Source organism: Comamonas sp. SY3 (genome assembly GCF_041730275.1).
Lineage (GTDB): Bacteria > Pseudomonadota > Gammaproteobacteria > Burkholderiales > Burkholderiaceae_C > Comamonas > Comamonas sediminis.
In genome coordinates, this window is sequence record NZ_JBGTYN010000001.1 from 614,737 (window position 1) to 628,545 (window position 13,809).

General features: G+C 64.2%; 17 protein-coding genes. 10 read left to right on the top strand and 7 right to left on the bottom strand.

Annotation, left to right across the window (positions count from 1 at the left end; translation table 11 throughout):
- The 3 genes from gmk to ACCQ08_RS02735 all read left to right on the top strand — a co-directional run bounded on the left by gmk (position 1) and on the right by ACCQ08_RS02735 (position 3,186).
- Positions 1–639, top strand: coding sequence for a guanylate kinase (gmk, locus tag ACCQ08_RS02725; RefSeq protein WP_239811076.1), 639 nt, complete (start codon positions 1–3; stop codon positions 637–639).
- Positions 639–842, top strand: a complete 204-nt coding sequence (gene rpoZ / locus ACCQ08_RS02730; protein ID WP_239811075.1) for a DNA-directed RNA polymerase subunit omega — start codon at positions 639–641, stop codon at positions 840–842. The genes gmk and rpoZ overlap by 1 nt, the downstream gene beginning before the upstream one ends.
- A 91-nt stretch (positions 843–933) precedes the next feature.
- Positions 934–3,186, top strand: coding sequence for a bifunctional (p)ppGpp synthetase/guanosine-3',5'-bis(diphosphate) 3'-pyrophosphohydrolase (locus tag ACCQ08_RS02735; protein WP_373448781.1), 2,253 nt, complete (start codon positions 934–936; stop codon positions 3,184–3,186).
- 81 nt (positions 3,187–3,267) lie between these two features.
- Here the strand turns inward: ACCQ08_RS02735 and greB are convergent, their stop codons facing one another.
- The 5 genes from greB to ACCQ08_RS02760 form a co-directional block, all read right to left on the bottom strand.
- Positions 3,268–3,828: a transcription elongation factor GreB gene (gene greB, locus ACCQ08_RS02740; protein ID WP_312410462.1), complete on the bottom strand. Its 561-nt coding sequence runs from the start codon at positions 3,826–3,828 to the stop codon at positions 3,268–3,270.
- Positions 3,829–3,926: 98 nt separating this feature from the next.
- Entirely contained in the window at positions 3,927–5,438 is a 1,512-nt protein-coding gene (locus ACCQ08_RS02745) for an amidase (RefSeq protein ID WP_373448782.1), read from the bottom strand.
- Positions 5,435–6,388 carry a Bug family tripartite tricarboxylate transporter substrate binding protein gene (locus tag ACCQ08_RS02750; RefSeq protein ID WP_373448783.1) on the bottom strand — a complete coding sequence of 318 codons (954 nt, stop codon included), beginning with the start codon at positions 6,386–6,388 and terminating at the stop codon, positions 5,435–5,437. Before ACCQ08_RS02750 ends, ACCQ08_RS02745 begins: the two co-directional genes overlap by 4 nt.
- The gene (locus ACCQ08_RS02755; RefSeq protein WP_373448784.1) at positions 6,385–6,984 is read right to left on the bottom strand and encodes a TetR/AcrR family transcriptional regulator; all 600 of its coding nucleotides are present in this window, start codon (positions 6,982–6,984) and stop codon (positions 6,385–6,387) included. The genes ACCQ08_RS02750 and ACCQ08_RS02755 overlap by 4 nt, the downstream gene beginning before the upstream one ends.
- Before the next feature lie 170 nt (positions 6,985–7,154).
- Positions 7,155–7,346 carry a hypothetical protein gene (locus ACCQ08_RS02760; protein ID WP_312529071.1) on the bottom strand — a complete coding sequence of 64 codons (192 nt, stop codon included), beginning with the start codon at positions 7,344–7,346 and terminating at the stop codon, positions 7,155–7,157.
- Between the two features lie 249 nt (positions 7,347–7,595).
- Between ACCQ08_RS02760 and ACCQ08_RS02765 the strand changes: the two genes are divergently transcribed.
- The 3 genes from ACCQ08_RS02765 to ACCQ08_RS02775 are packed head-to-tail and all read left to right on the top strand — an operon-like array spanning position 7,596 to position 9,433.
- Positions 7,596–7,970 (top strand): hypothetical protein, encoded by a 375-nt coding sequence (locus ACCQ08_RS02765; protein WP_373448785.1) that lies wholly within the window; start codon positions 7,596–7,598, stop codon positions 7,968–7,970.
- 54 nt (positions 7,971–8,024) lie between these two features.
- Positions 8,025–8,567, top strand: a complete 543-nt coding sequence (locus ACCQ08_RS02770; protein WP_373448786.1) for an RNA polymerase sigma factor — start codon at positions 8,025–8,027, stop codon at positions 8,565–8,567.
- Between the two features lie 2 nt (positions 8,568–8,569).
- Positions 8,570–9,433 (top strand): anti-sigma factor, encoded by an 864-nt coding sequence (locus ACCQ08_RS02775; protein ID WP_373448787.1) that lies wholly within the window; start codon positions 8,570–8,572, stop codon positions 9,431–9,433.
- Positions 9,434–9,623: 190 nt separating this feature from the next.
- Here ACCQ08_RS02775 and ACCQ08_RS02780 read toward each other — a convergent pair whose 3' ends face one another.
- Entirely contained in the window at positions 9,624–9,797 is a 174-nt protein-coding gene (locus ACCQ08_RS02780; RefSeq protein WP_239811066.1) for a hypothetical protein, read from the bottom strand.
- A gap of 465 nt (positions 9,798–10,262) precedes the next feature.
- On the opposite strand from ACCQ08_RS02780, the gene ACCQ08_RS02785 reads away from it, so the two are divergent.
- Entirely contained in the window at positions 10,263–10,583 is a 321-nt protein-coding gene (locus ACCQ08_RS02785; protein ID WP_373448788.1) for an FHA domain-containing protein, read from the top strand.
- A gap of 201 nt (positions 10,584–10,784) precedes the next feature.
- On the opposite strand, the gene ACCQ08_RS02790 is transcribed toward ACCQ08_RS02785, so the two are convergent.
- Positions 10,785–11,402 (bottom strand): LysE family translocator, encoded by a 618-nt coding sequence (locus ACCQ08_RS02790; RefSeq protein ID WP_239811064.1) that lies wholly within the window; start codon positions 11,400–11,402, stop codon positions 10,785–10,787.
- A 66-nt stretch (positions 11,403–11,468) separates the two neighbouring features.
- On the opposite strand from ACCQ08_RS02790, the gene ACCQ08_RS02795 reads away from it, so the two are divergent.
- From ACCQ08_RS02795 to ACCQ08_RS02805, 3 genes are all read left to right on the top strand, one after another.
- Positions 11,469–12,392, top strand: coding sequence for a LysR family transcriptional regulator (locus tag ACCQ08_RS02795; RefSeq protein ID WP_373448789.1), 924 nt, complete (start codon positions 11,469–11,471; stop codon positions 12,390–12,392).
- Positions 12,393–12,643: 251 nt separating this feature from the next.
- A complete protein-coding gene (locus ACCQ08_RS02800; RefSeq protein ID WP_312834139.1) occupies positions 12,644–13,420 on the top strand; it encodes an SDR family oxidoreductase in 777 nt (258 codons plus the stop codon).
- A gap of 99 nt (positions 13,421–13,519) precedes the next feature.
- The gene (locus ACCQ08_RS02805; RefSeq protein ID WP_312410495.1) at positions 13,520–13,789 is read left to right on the top strand and encodes a hypothetical protein; all 270 of its coding nucleotides are present in this window, start codon (positions 13,520–13,522) and stop codon (positions 13,787–13,789) included.
- Positions 13,790–13,809: the final 20 nt, after the last annotated feature.

Consider the following 13,809-nt stretch of genomic DNA (forward strand, 5'->3'; position numbering starts at 1 on the left):
ATGGAATACCCCGGAAACCTCTTTGTCGTCTCTGCCCCCAGCGGTGCAGGCAAGTCGTCCCTCGTCAAGGCCCTGCTGGAGCTCGACTCCCAGGTCTTTCGCTCCATCTCCCACACCACGCGCTCGCCGCGCGGCCAGGAAAAGCACGGCCGCGAGTACTACTTCGCCTCACGCGACGATTTCGAGCGGATGATTGCCTCCAACGCGTTTGTCGAGTGGGCCAATGTGCATGGCAACCTGTACGGCACCTCCAAGAAGGCGATCGAAGAGCGCCTGGCCAAGGGCACCGATATCGTGCTGGAGATCGACTACCAGGGCGCTTTGCAGATCAAGCAAAGCTTTCCCCATGCCGTGCTGATCTTCATCCTGCCGCCCAGCTGGGAAGAGCTGCGCTCGCGGCTCGAGAACCGCGGCGAGGATGCCTCCGACGTCATCGAAAAGCGCCTCACGAACGCCAAAGAGGAGATGGCCCAGGTCCACAAATTCGACTTCGTTATAATTAATGAATTGTTCGAACGCGCGCTGTTCGATTTGAAGGCCGTTGTACATTCACAACGCTTGCGCTATTCGGCCCAAAAGCGCGTTCGCAGCGAAATTTTCTCGTCACTCGACATCCCTGTTACCCTGGAGAACTCCTGATGGCCCGCATCACCGTAGAAGACTGCCTCGATAAAGTCCCCAACCGCTTCCAACTGGTTCTGGCCGCTACCTACCGTGCGCGCATGCTGAGCCAGGGCCACACCCCCAAGATTGAAAGCCGCAACAAGCCAGCCGTCACCGCGCTGCGCGAAATTGCCGCCGGCAAGGTGGGCCTGGAAATGCTGAAGAAGGTTCCGGGCTAAGCCCCTGCACCTTGCGCCAAATGGCACCGAATGTCGGTGCCATTTTTCTTGGTATTCACACAAATTTGTCATCGCACGCTACAGTTAAGGCGTGAAGTCCGTGACCATCCCCTCCGCACCTGCCCAAGTCTCTGGCGTCATCGCTACCGCCGCAGCCAAGCCTGCCATGTCGTATCCGGTCGTGGTGAGTGCCTACGCCGAATTTTTGGAGAAGCTCGACTACCTCGGTGAGGCCGACCTGGCCCTGGTCGAGGAAGCATTCGAGTTTGCCGCCCAGGCCCATACCGGCCAGTTCCGCAGCAGCGGTGATCCCTACATCACCCACCCGATTGCGGTGGCGGAAATCTGCGCGAGCTGGAAGCTCGACGCCCAGGCGCTGATGGCGGCGCTGATGCATGACGCGATGGAAGACTGCGGCGTCACCCGCGATGACATTGCCCGCCAGTTTGGCGATACGGTGGCCGAGCTGGTCGATGGACTGACCAAGCTGGACAAGCTCCAGTTCAACTCGCGCGAAGAGAACCAGGCCGAATCGTTCCGCAAGATGCTGCTGGCGATGGCGCGCGATGTGCGCGTCATTCTCGTCAAGCTCGCCGACCGCACGCACAACATGCGCACGATGTCCGACATGCCGCGCAGCAAGTGGGGCCGCATCTCGACCGAGACCATGGAAATCCATGTGCCGATCGCCAACCGCCTGGGCATCAACCGGGTCTACCGCGAGCTGCAGGACCTGGCCTTCAAGCACCTCTACCCCTGGCGCCATGACACCCTGGTCAAGGCGCAGGGCCGCTCGCGCAACCGGCGCAAGGATGTGGTCCAGAAGATCCATGCCGAGGTCGATTCGGCCTTTGCCAAGTCCGGCATCAAGATCCGCCTGGGCAACCAGGAAAAAACGCTTTACGCCATCTACAAGAAGATGGATGGCAAGCGCCTGTCGTTCGCACAGGTGACCGACTCCTACGCGGTGCGCGTCATCGTGCCCAATCTCATCGACTGCTATACCGCGCTGGGCGTGCTGCACCAGGTCTTCCGCCCGGTGCCTTCCAAATTCCGCGACTACATCGCCAACCCCAAATCGAACGGCTACCAGTCGCTGCACACTACCCTGGTCGGCCCCTCGGGCGTGAGCATGGATTTCCAGATCCGCACCGAGGACATGAACCTGGTCGACGAATACGGCGTGCTCACCCACTGGATGATCCAGGCGCGGGCCATGCCCAATGGCGAGCAGCCGGGCAACAAATGGGTGCAATCGCTGCTCGACATCCAGGACGAGACCCGCGACGCCCATGAGTTCTGGGACAACGTGCGGGTGGACCTGTTCCCCGACTCGGTCTATGTGTTCACGCCGAAGAACCAGATGCTCACCCTGCCCCGGGGCGCGACCGTGCTGGACTTTGCCTATGCCATCCACAGCAATGTCGGCGAGCGCACCCAGGGCGCACGCATCAACAACGAACAGGTGCCGCTGAGCACGGTGCTCAAGAGCGGCGATGTGGTGGAGGTATCGACCTCGCCCGATGCAGCGCCCCACCCTTCGTGGCTGTCCATCGTGCGCACCGGCCGGGCCAAATCCAAGATCCGCTATTACCTCAAGACCCAGGGCCAGAATGAAACCGCTGCGCTGGGCGAGCGCCTGCTGCTGCAAGCGCTGCGCGCCGAAGGCATCCCCCAGCTTCCCGAGGACAAGGCCGTCTGGGAACGTCTGCTGACGCGCCTGGAGGCACGCAACAAGGTCGAGCTGTTCAACGACATCGGTCAAGGCAAGCGCATTGCAGTGTTTGCCGCCAAGCAGGTGGTGGACCTGCTGGCCGAGCAAGGCCAGCGCCCCGATGCGGTGCTGCTGAGCCAGGAGCGTTTCAAAACCGGCACCAGCACGACCACCACTGCCCTGGTGCTCGACGGCTCGCCCAATGCTGCGGTCAAGTACGCCAAATGCTGCCGCCCGGTGCCGGGAGACCCGATTGCCGCCCACCTCGACCGCAATGCCGGCCTCGTGGTGCACAACGCGCAATGCGCCGTCTGCAAGCGCCTGCTGGCCAAGGATGTCGAGCATTTTGTCGATGTGGAGTGGGCCGATGAACCGGCCAGCGAGTTCGATACCGGCGTCGTGGTCACGATCAACAATGGCAAGGGGGTGCTGGGCAAGATTGCGGCAGAGATCGCGGCAATGGGCTCGGACATCACCCACATCACGATGGACGACGAAGTGGCGATGGACACGATGGCGCTGCGCTTTGTGCTGACCGTCAGGGACCGCGCGCAGGTGGAGCTGCTGCTGCGCCAGCTGGTCAAGCTGCCGTATGTGCTGCGGGCACACCGGGTGCTGCCGGCCGCCTGATGGAGGCCCGACAACGTTCAGGACACTCTCGCCACAACAGCGCGCCTTGATGGCGCGCTGTAGTTTTGGGGCTCCGCTCTTTCAGGAAGTCCCCGGCTCCGGGTACTGCACATCCAGCACTTCTAGCACCCGCACACCGCCTGGCGTGGGCAACTGCACCTCGTCGCCAATGCGGGCCTTGAGCAGCGCGCGCGCAATGGGCGCCACCCAGCTGACCTGGCCCCGGCTGGCGTCGGCCTCGTCAATGCCCATGATGGTGATCGCCTCCTCGCTGCCTTGCTCGTCACAGTAGTGCACCGTCGCTCCGAAGTACACCTGGTCGCTGCCATGGTGCACGCCCGGGTCCACCACCTCGGCCGCTTCCATGCGCTTGGTCAGAAAGCGGATGCGCCGGTCAATCTCGCGCAGACGCTTCTTGCCATACAGGTAGTCGCCATTTTCCGAGCGGTCGCCATTGCTGGCGGCCCAGTGCACCACCTCCACCACCTTGGGCCGTTCGTCATCGATCAGCTGCAGCAGCTCCTGCTCCAGCGCGCGGTAGCCCCCGGGCGTGATGTAGTTCTTGCCGCCAGCGATTGTCGGCAGTTGCGGCAGATCGTCATCGTCGTCGTTGTCCGTCTCTTTGGTAAAGGCCTTGTTCATGCCGCTATTTAAACAAAGATTGAGGAGGCTCCCTGCCAGAAAGAAAAAAGCCTGCCACCGCCATGGCAGGCTTGCCTTCAGCGGAAAGACTTCCGTGCTTACACGGCCTGGCCCACAGAGGCCTGCGCGGCGCCACCCAGCTCTGGCGGGTGGGTGACGATGCTGCGCAGCGCGGGCCGGGGCTGGGCCAACGCAGCCAGGTCGGGGCAAGGGCGGGCAAAGCCGGTGTTGTGCAGGCCCAGCTTCTCGACCGCAGCGGCCATCGCCAGCAGGCGGCCGTCCTGGTGCAGCGGGCCGATCATCTGCAGCCCAAAAGGCATGCCCGCCTCGTCACGGCCGCAGGGCAACGACAGCGCCGGGTTGGTCGCCAAGGTCACCACATAGGTCAGGCTCAGCCATTCGTAGTAGTTGCGCTGGGTCTGGCCATCCACCTCCTGCGCATAGAGCTGCGTCCAGGGGAAGGGCGACAGTGGCGTCACCGGCGCCAGCACCAGGTCGTATTGCTCAAACGTGCGCTGGAACAAACGCTGGATGCGGGTCTGCGCCAGGTGCGCCCAGGCCCGGTCGCCCAGGCTGATGCTGGCGGCCATCTCCACATTGGCCAGCACATTGGGGCCCAGGGTTTCGGGGGCCGTTCGGTAGGTATCGGCAAACGCGGCGACAAAGCTCTCGGCGCGGATGATGTCAAAGCAGCGGTGCGCCTCTTCCAGGTTCCAGGGCAAGGCGTCCATGCAGGCCACCTCGCCGGCCAAGGCCTGCACCCGCTGGCGAAAGGCGCGGCGCACGACGTGGTCCACCGCGCAGGTGCCAAAGTCCTCGGTGTAGGCCACGCGCAGGCCGCGCAGGTCCATCTCGGGCACAGGCCAGACGGGTGCATGGCGCACGCCCATGCTCAGCGGATCCATCGGGTGCGGGCCCATGCTGGCCTGCATCATCAGCGCGGTATCGGCCACATCACGGCCCATGGGGCCGAGCACCGAGATCGCCGACCAGCCCAGCGGGCGGTCATCATTGGCAATCAGGCCCGGCGAGGGGCGCAGGCCGACCACGCCGCACAGCGCCGCCGGAATGCGCAGCGAGCCGCCGGTGTCCGAGCCGGTGCAGAGCGGAAACATGCCGGTCGCCAGCGCTGCGGCCGAGCCGCCCGATGAGCCACCGGCATTCAGATCGGGGTTGAAGGGGTTGCCGGTCGCACCCCAGACCGGGTTGCGGCTGTTGGCACCGGCGCCCATGTCCGGCGTATTGGTCTTGGCCGTCACGATCGCGCCCTGGGCACGCAGCCGGGCCACGAAGGCATTGTCTTTGACGGGCACATGGCCGCGCAGCCGCACATTGCCGCTGGTCGTTAGCAGCCCTTCGGTGGCCTGCAAGTCCTTCACGCCCAACGGCAGGCCATGGAGCAGCGGCAGCTGGCTGCGCCGCCCCACCTGCGCTTCCGCCAGCTCGGCAGCGCTACGGGCCCGCTCGAAATCGGTCGCGCAGAGCGCATTCACCGCCGGGTTGATGGCCTGCATGCGGGCGATGCAATCATCGAGCAGTTCGACCGGCGAGATCTGCCGGCTCTGGATCAGGCTGCGCAGCTCAACGGCGCTGTGTTCTACCAGACTCATTGCGTTGCCAATCCCAGTTTGTCGATCAAAGGCTTCCAGACGGCGATGTCACGCTCGGCAAAGCCCAGCACATCGGCAGGCTGGCTGCGCATCAGGGTCACGCCCATCTTGTCCATACTGTTGGCATAGACCGGGTCGCTGTAGCACTGGTTGGTGGCGTCGTTCAAGGTCTTGATCACCTCTGGCGGCGTGCCCTTCTTGGCCACCACCGCAATCCAGGACGGCCGCGCCAGCACGGCCGGTCCACCGGCCTCGGCAATCGTCGGCACCTCGGGCAATACGGCCGAGCGCTGGCTGGCAAACACCGCCAGCGGTACCAGCTTGCCGGCCTTGACCTGGGGCGCTGCCGTGTTCAGCACCAGGGTCATCGCCTGGATCTGCTGGCCCATCAGCGCCGTCAGGCCTGCGCTCTCGCCGACAAAGGGCACATGGGTGGCGGGCCAGTGCATCGCATCGGTCAATGCGGTGGTCAGCAGATGCGCGGGGCTGCCCTTGCCGGGCGAGCCAAAGTTGAGCCCGCCGGCCTGGGACCGGGCGACCTTTGCCAGATCAGCCAGCTTGCTGATGCCCGCCCCCGCCGGCACCACCAGCACCAGCGGCGACGAGCCAATCATCGCCACACCGGCAAAGTCCTTCAGCGGGTCATAGGGCATCTGCGTGTGCACATAAGGGGTGATCGTCATCTGCGACATGCCGATCGTCATTGCAAACGAGCCATCGGCCGCCTGGCCCTTGAGGTAGTTGATGGCCCGGATGCCGTTGGCACCGGGCTTGTTCTGTACCACCACCGGACGCCCCATCAGCCGCCCAGCGCATTCGCCCCAGGCGCGCGTCATGGCGTCCGAGCCGCTGCCTGGCGGCTGCTGCGCAATCACCTGCAGGGGGCTTTGTGCGGCAGCACCGAGTGCCCAGGCTGACAGGCCGCAGGCAAGAAGGGACGCTCTGATCAAGGGGACACCTCGCTGGAAAATGATTGAAGTAGCAGGGACAGCTGCTGCAGTTGCTGGTCAATCGCAGCCGGGCTGGAAAACGGCGCGACGACACCCAGGCCGCGCAGGCAGGACAGCACCAGCTGGCAGCGCGCTGCGCCATCGGGCGCCGCTGCCCATTCAGGAAAGCTACCGCACAGGCGCTGCTGCAGCTGCTCATTGATGAGGGCGCGCTCGGCGCGGATATGGGCGACGATGTCCTTGTCAGCACGCACGGCCAGATAAGCCTCCCAGGCCACCGCAAAGCGCGGCTGGCCATAGAGCCGGTGCCAGGACTCGTGCACAAAATGGTCGGCACGCCGCCGCATGGACCAGCGCGGCGATGGCCAGAAGCTGTCGTCGGTATCGATCTTCTGCACCAGCCGCCGGATGATCTGCAGCATCAGCTCGGCCTTCGACGAGAAGTGGTGCTGCACCGCCCCGGTGGTCATTCCCGCCATGCGGGCCACCTCATGCATCGACAGGCTGGCAATGCCTTTGGCCTGCATCACATCGAGTGCAGCATCCATCAGGCGCTCACGCGTCTGTTCGCTTTTGATTTGGTGCAGGTTCGGCACAACAGGTCTCCTGAAATACATTATGTGTGTAATGTAATTTCGGAGAAATCCGGGTTTGGCCTAGGAGTGCAGCTTCCCACCGTGCATCGGGCGCTTGCAAGCTCGCGCGGGTGTCACCGCTTCACTGCGCCTGCCGCACAAGCGATGCGGGCAGCATCGCTGCACAGCGCTCAGAAAAGATCGGTGAGCAAGGCCAGTTCCGCCAGAAACGCCTGCATCTGCGGGCTCGCCTCTTCGCCTGGCGCCAGCAATCCATGCTTGTGCGCCAGTTGCCGGAACACCGAGGCGGCAGCCAACTGCGGCAGTGCTGCACCACCGTCCCCTCCGGCATCGCTCAGGTTGTCATGTGCCAGTTCAATCATGCAAACTCCTCTCTTCTTATCGGATGCCAGCGCGCACGGCGCAGGCCATGGCTGGTCTTTAAACTGTATAAATATACAGTATCAGAGAAAGATTGCGCACCACATTGGCAGCCATCCAGCGCTGCATGGGCGGGCACCGCCCCTCAGCGCCTGCAGAGCGCGCGAAGAATTTTCAAGGGGCGGGAATAAAGCGGCACTGCCATTCGTCCATAGCAGTGTTCTTCCACCCCCACTTGAAAGATCTTTGCGATGAAAAACCTCCAAGTCTCCCTGATCGCCCTGTCTTTGGCTGCACTGCTGGCGCCTATCGCACAGGCCGAGCCGGTGGCCAGGATGGCCAATGGCATGCTGGTCAATGCCAGCGGCATGACGCTCTACACCTTCGACAAGGACGTTGCCGGCAGCAACAAGAGCATGTGCAACGGCCCCTGCATCGCGCTGTGGCCCGCAGTGGCGGCAGCGGCCGGTGCCAAGCCGGAAGGCGACTACAGCATCATCACCCGCGATGACGGCAGCCTGCAGTGGGCGTACAAGGGCAAGCCGCTCTATACCTATACTGCGGACAAGAAGGCAGGCGACGCCACCGGCGACAACTTCAAGGACGTCTGGCACGTCATCAAGTAAGCGCCCGCTGCTGCCGGCCACCCAACCACCCACGCCCCCAAAGCTACAGCACCCATGCGCGCACAGGACGAAGCGGAGATCGTCGCCTGCATCCCCAGCCTGCGGCGCTATGCGCGCGGCCTGGTCTCCGACCCCGACCGGGCCGACGACCTGGTGCAGGACACATTGGAGCGCGCCTGGTCGCGCTTTTCCATGTGGCAAAAGCGCAATGAGGTGCGCGCCTGGATGTTCGGCATCATGCACAACCATTTCATCGACCACCTGCGCGCCCAGCGCAGCCGGCCCGAGGACAGCGCGGGCGACGACCTGCCCGAGCTGCCCCAGCGGCCCCAGCAGGCCGATGCGCTGGAAGTGCGTGACCTGGATCGCCTGCTGCAGCGCCTGCCGCCCGAGCAGCGCGAAGTGCTGCTGCTCATCAGTGTCGAGGAGATGAGCTACCAGGAAGTGGCACAGATCACCGGCGTGCCGCTGGGCACGGTGATGTCGCGGCTCTCGCGGGCACGCGCCCGGCTGCGCGACGAGATGGCCAGCCAGGGCCAGAGCAAGGAGCAGGACAAAGTCAGCCATGCAGCGCAAAGAATCCAACGGGTGAAGTGACCATGGACAAGCCCTCTCTCCAAACCCTGGACGCCAGTCCCCTACCGCCGGTGACCGAAGCCGATCTGCATGCCTATGTGGACCGGCAATTGCCCAGCGCACGCCGCCTCCAGGTCGAGCACTACCTGCACGAGCACCCGGAAGAACGCGCCCGTGTGGAGGATTGGCAGCAGCAGAATGCGCGGCTGCGCGACATGCTGGCACCCGTGATGGACGAGCCCTTGCCGATGGGCCTGCCCTTGCGCGCTGCGCACAGCGCAATGCCCTGGCGCAGCCTGGCCGCCGGCTTGCTGGTGGCGGTCATCAGTGCCGGCACTGCCTGGTCGGTCCGGGGCGCCGTCGATGCCAAGGCCATCCAACTCGCCAACGCTGGCCGGCCCGCATCCCCCACCCCGGAATCCGCCCAGCTGCTGCCGGCCAGCGGCACGGCCTTGAGCGGCTTTGCCCAGCGCGCCGCGATTGCCCATGGCGTCTACAGCCCGGATGTGCGGCGGCCGGTGGAAATCGGGGCCGAGCAAGAGCAGGCGCTGGTGACCTGGCTGACCAAGCGCACCGGCGCGAACGTACACCCTCCTGCGCTCCAGGCGCTGGGCTACCACTTGATGGGTGGCCGTCTGCTGCCCGGCGGCAGCGGTCCGGTCGCGCAGTTCATGTACGAGAGTGCGTCAGGTCTGCGCCTGACGCTGTATGTGACGCGCGAAGTGGCGCTGCAGAACGACGCACAGTTCAGGTTTGGCCAGGAGGGGCCGGTCAATGTCTTTTACTGGGTGGAGAACCACCTGGGTTACGCCATTGCGGCAGAGGCAGACCGGACCGAGCTGATGCGCGTGTCACAAGCGGTCTACCAGCATTTGCAGCAGGATTGACCCAGGCGCCGCAGAACCTCCAGCGCGGTCAGGGCCGCGCCCGGACTGCGCCAGGTGCGCCGGGCCGCGTCACGCTGCTGTGCCACGCGGCGCAGCAACCGTTGTAATAAAGCCGTTGCCCGCGTGGGCGGCGCATGCAAGAGGTCTGTGGGACTGGGAGTGAGCCGCATGCGCCCGGCATGAAACCGAATCAACCACCCAACGGCTTGGGGTGCTGCATCGCCGCCAGCCGGCGGTACTTCTCGAAAGTCTTGCTGATGTCGGTGGAGACCGAAGGCACATAGCGCTTCGCTTTCTCGCCGCGATGGGCCACCAGCGGCCGCGTCGGCATGGTCAGCATCGGAAATGAGGGCTGGTTTTGCATACCCAACTCCTTTCACAAAGGACTTATTCATCGATTCAGTCAATGATTTAAGAATGTAAGCCTTGGTTGCGCAAAGTCAAGAAGTCCCCCGCTATCGAGGCAAGCCCGGTTGTAATTAATTGCAAACCAGCCGCCCTGCTCTGCGTACCGCCCATCTCAAACCGCGTCGCTGCCGCCATGCGGCTGCAGCCGCCCAACCCCGGCAAGGAGCGTGCCCGGCGGCACGCTGTCCCGTTCTTCGCCCCCAAAAATCGGCTGGTTGCGACGCGTTGCGCACGTCTGGGTCCGCATGCCATCCCTGCATAGGCCGCGTGGGCACAAGCAGCGCCTGCGGCGCTTTTTTGCCCGTATGCCGATGAGAAATTGCTGAAAATCTATTTGAATAAATTCATAGAGAATTTTTGAATCCAGATACCTTTCCACCCCGTTCCTAGGGGTAAGTCTTGGGGGGAGAGGAGGTGCGCCATGCAGCCGGTTATTCAGCTTCGGTCGTCGAGGACCACAGCGTCCAGCCTGCTCCAGCTCGGCAAGGGCCGCACCCAGATCGGGCGGAGTGCCGGTTGCGGGCTGCGGCTGCAGCACCAGGGGGTCAGCCGCGACCATGGTGCCTTCACCTACTGCACCGGATTGTTGATGGTCGAGGACCATGACAGCACCAACGGCATCTTTGTCAACGGCGTGCGGGTCAAGCGCCAGGTGCTCCGTCGGGCCCATCGAGATCTATATCCAGAAAGGCTCGGCAGCGCCATCCACGGCCACCGCATGACGGCGCCAACAACCCACTAAACCAGCTTGTGAACGGATACCCGCCACCGCATCCTTTGGTATATCGGATCCCCCTATTCAGCGGCAGTCTTAGGCATGTTGGGCCCGCCCGCTTCGGCATGCTATCGGCGCCCGACTAGCCGCCCCCCCCTCCATGCTCGACTTTCCCAGAGTTGCCAGAGCCGCCGGTCCAGCGCGCAGTGATGGCGCGGTGCACGGCGTTCAGCGGGTGGCGCCCGAGAGCGCCAGCAGCACCCCAAATACCACCAGCAAGCCGCCAAACGCGCGGTCGATCCAGTGGCGCGCCGCCAGCAGGCGGCTGCGCACCGCACCGGCAGAAAAGCACAGGGCCACCAGGCTGAACCAGGCGACATGTGCGGCCGAGATAAACGCGCCATAGCCCAGTTGCAGCGACAGCGGCGTGCCGGGCCGCACCACCTGCAAAAACAGGCTCACGATGAAGACCGTGGTCTTGGGGTTCAACGCATTGGTCAGAAAACCGGTACGCAAAGCCGCCCCATCGGACAACGGCGCACTTGCAGCCTCAGGCACCCCGTGCGAAGGCTGGGTGCGCAGCATCTTGACACCGAGATAGACCAGATAGGCGGCCCCGGCAAGCTTGATCGCATGGAACAACCACAACGACTGCTGGATCAGCAGCCCCAGGCCCAGCAAGGTGTAGCCCACATGGACCAGCACGCCCAGCCCGATGCCCACTGCTGTCAGCACGCCTGCGCGGCGCGACAGCAGCAGGCTGTTGCGTGACACCATGGCAAAATCCGGCCCCGGGCTGATCACCGCGAGCAAGGTGATGGTGATAACAGCTAACAGTTCGGTCATCGCGTATCCTGTACAAAATCAAAAAACAGGCCGCATGGTGCCTGCAATGGTGCGCAATGAAAAACGATGATTTCTGACAAGTTTGGTGAGTCTGGCTCACATAGCCAGCAACGCCGCCTGCCGTCGCTGCTGGCGCTGCGCTGCTTTGAAGCGGCCGCCCGGCTGGAGAACTTCAGCCGCGCTGCCGACGAGCTGCATGTGACCCATGGCGCCGTCAGCCGGGCCGTGCGCCTGCTGGAAGAGGACCTGGGCCTGGCGCTGTTCGAGCGGCGCAGCCGCCGGGTCTACCTCACCGCCGACGGGCGCATGCTGGCCCATGCCGTCAGCCAGGGGCTGGACCTGATGCGCGATGCCGTGGCTGAGCTGCGTGCCCGCGCGCGCCAGCACCAGCGCTGGGTGCTGTCCTGCGAGCCCACGCTGCTGATGCGCTGGCTGATCCCGCGCTGGCCGGATTTCCAGGCCCGCCACCCGGGGCTGGAGCTGCACCTGGTGGCTGGCGGTGGCCCTTTCTCCTTTGCCAGCGGCATCGATCTGGCAATTCGCCGCGACGACTTTGCCTGGCCCGCAGGCTGCCATGCCGAGCCCCTGTTTGCAGAACGCACAGGCCCGGTCTGCCGCCCCGACCGGCAAGCGGCATGGTTCCGCACCGGCAAAGGCAGCCCCCGACTTCATGCCCAGGCACCGCTACTGCACACGCACACCCGGCCCGGCGCATGGCAGGATTGGGCACAGGCTTCGGGACAGCCGCTGCCCCCCGCAAGCGGGCAAAGCTTCGAGCATTTCTATTTCAGCCTGCAAGCCGCCGTTGCGGGCCTGGGGGTGGCCATCGGCCCCTGGCATCTGGTGCAGGACGACATCGCCAACGGCCTGCTCGTCGCCCCGATGGGCTTTGTGAAGGACGGCTCCCGGTACTGCCTGCTGTCACCGCAGCCATGGACGCCGGGCAGCGTGCAGGCTGATGTGCTGACTTGGCTGCGCGCGTCGGCTTAGCCTGGCCGGCCGAGCCCGCCAGCAGGCGAGGCAGACACGCTGGCTGCGCAGCCGAAGGGCCACCAGCCGATCGGGCGGGCGGGCGGGCGGGCGGGCGCCAACGGCGCCTGCAGGCGTCGAATGCAAAAAAACAATGGCTTTCCGTCCAGTTAGCAAAAACTTTATCGGTTTAGCAAATTCGATTGATTGAATAAGACAATAAAAATCTCCACTGTGATACCACCGATCCACATCACTTTTGGAGATGAACCATGCGCAAAGCCCACACCGTCAAGGACAAGGTTGTATTAATTGCCGGCGGCGGAAAGAATCTGGGAGGCCTGATCGCGCGCGACCTGGCAGGCCAGGGTGCGAAAGCGGTTGCCATCCACTACAACAGCGCCGCCAGCCGTGATGAGGCGCTGGCCACCGTGGCCGCCGTCGAAAAGCTGGGCGCCAAGGCGGTTGCGCTGCAAGGCAATCTGAGCAGCGCAGCGGCCGTGCAAAAGCTGTTTGCCGATACGGTGACAGCGCTGGGCCGCCCCGATATCGCCATCAACACGGTCGGCAAGGTGCTCAAAAAGCCGATGGTCGAAATCTCCGAGGCGGAATTCGACGAGATGTCCAATGCCAACAGCAAGGCGGCATTCTTCTTTCTGAAGGAAGCGGGCCTGCACCTCAACGACAACGGCAAGATCGTCACGCTGGTCACCTCGCTGCTGGGGGCCTTTACCCCGTTCTACTCCTCCTATGCCGGCACCAAGGCGCCGGTGGAGCACTACACCCGTGCTGCGGCCAAGGAGTTTGGCGCGCGTGGCATCTCGGTCACTGCCGTAGGCCCCGGTCCGATGGACACCGCCTTCTTCTACCCCGCCGAAGGGTCCGACGCGGTGGCCTACCACAAGACCGCTGCCGCGCTGTCGGGCTTCAGCAAGACCGGCCTGACCGACATCGAGGATGTCGTCCCCTTCATCCGCCACCTGGTCACCGACGGCTGGTGGATCACCGGGCAGACGATTCTGATCAACGGCGGCTATACGACCAAGTAAGACCCGGCTGCCGTGGGGGCGACCGCGCCTCCCCGGCGGTAATCCGCACGTTGCCGTGCACGCGGGGTCCCCTTTCTTCCAACGCTTGAAAGTCTCGATATGCATGTACTGATGGTGACCAGTGGCGGCCTGTTGCTGCTGGGGGTGTTTGTGCTGTTTGGCTGGCTGTGGTCGGCCAGTGCCGTTGGCATGGTCGTGGCGGCCAAGCTGTTCATGCCGGTATGGCTAGTCCTGGCCTGCACCAATATGTGGGTGGGCGTCACCCAGGCCGGGTACAGCGTGCGCGATGAGGCACTGATCCTGCTCATCGTGCTGATGGTGCCGGTGCTGCTGGCAGTCTTTGTGACCCGCATCTTTGCACCCAGCTGACACGCTGATCAAAGGAATTC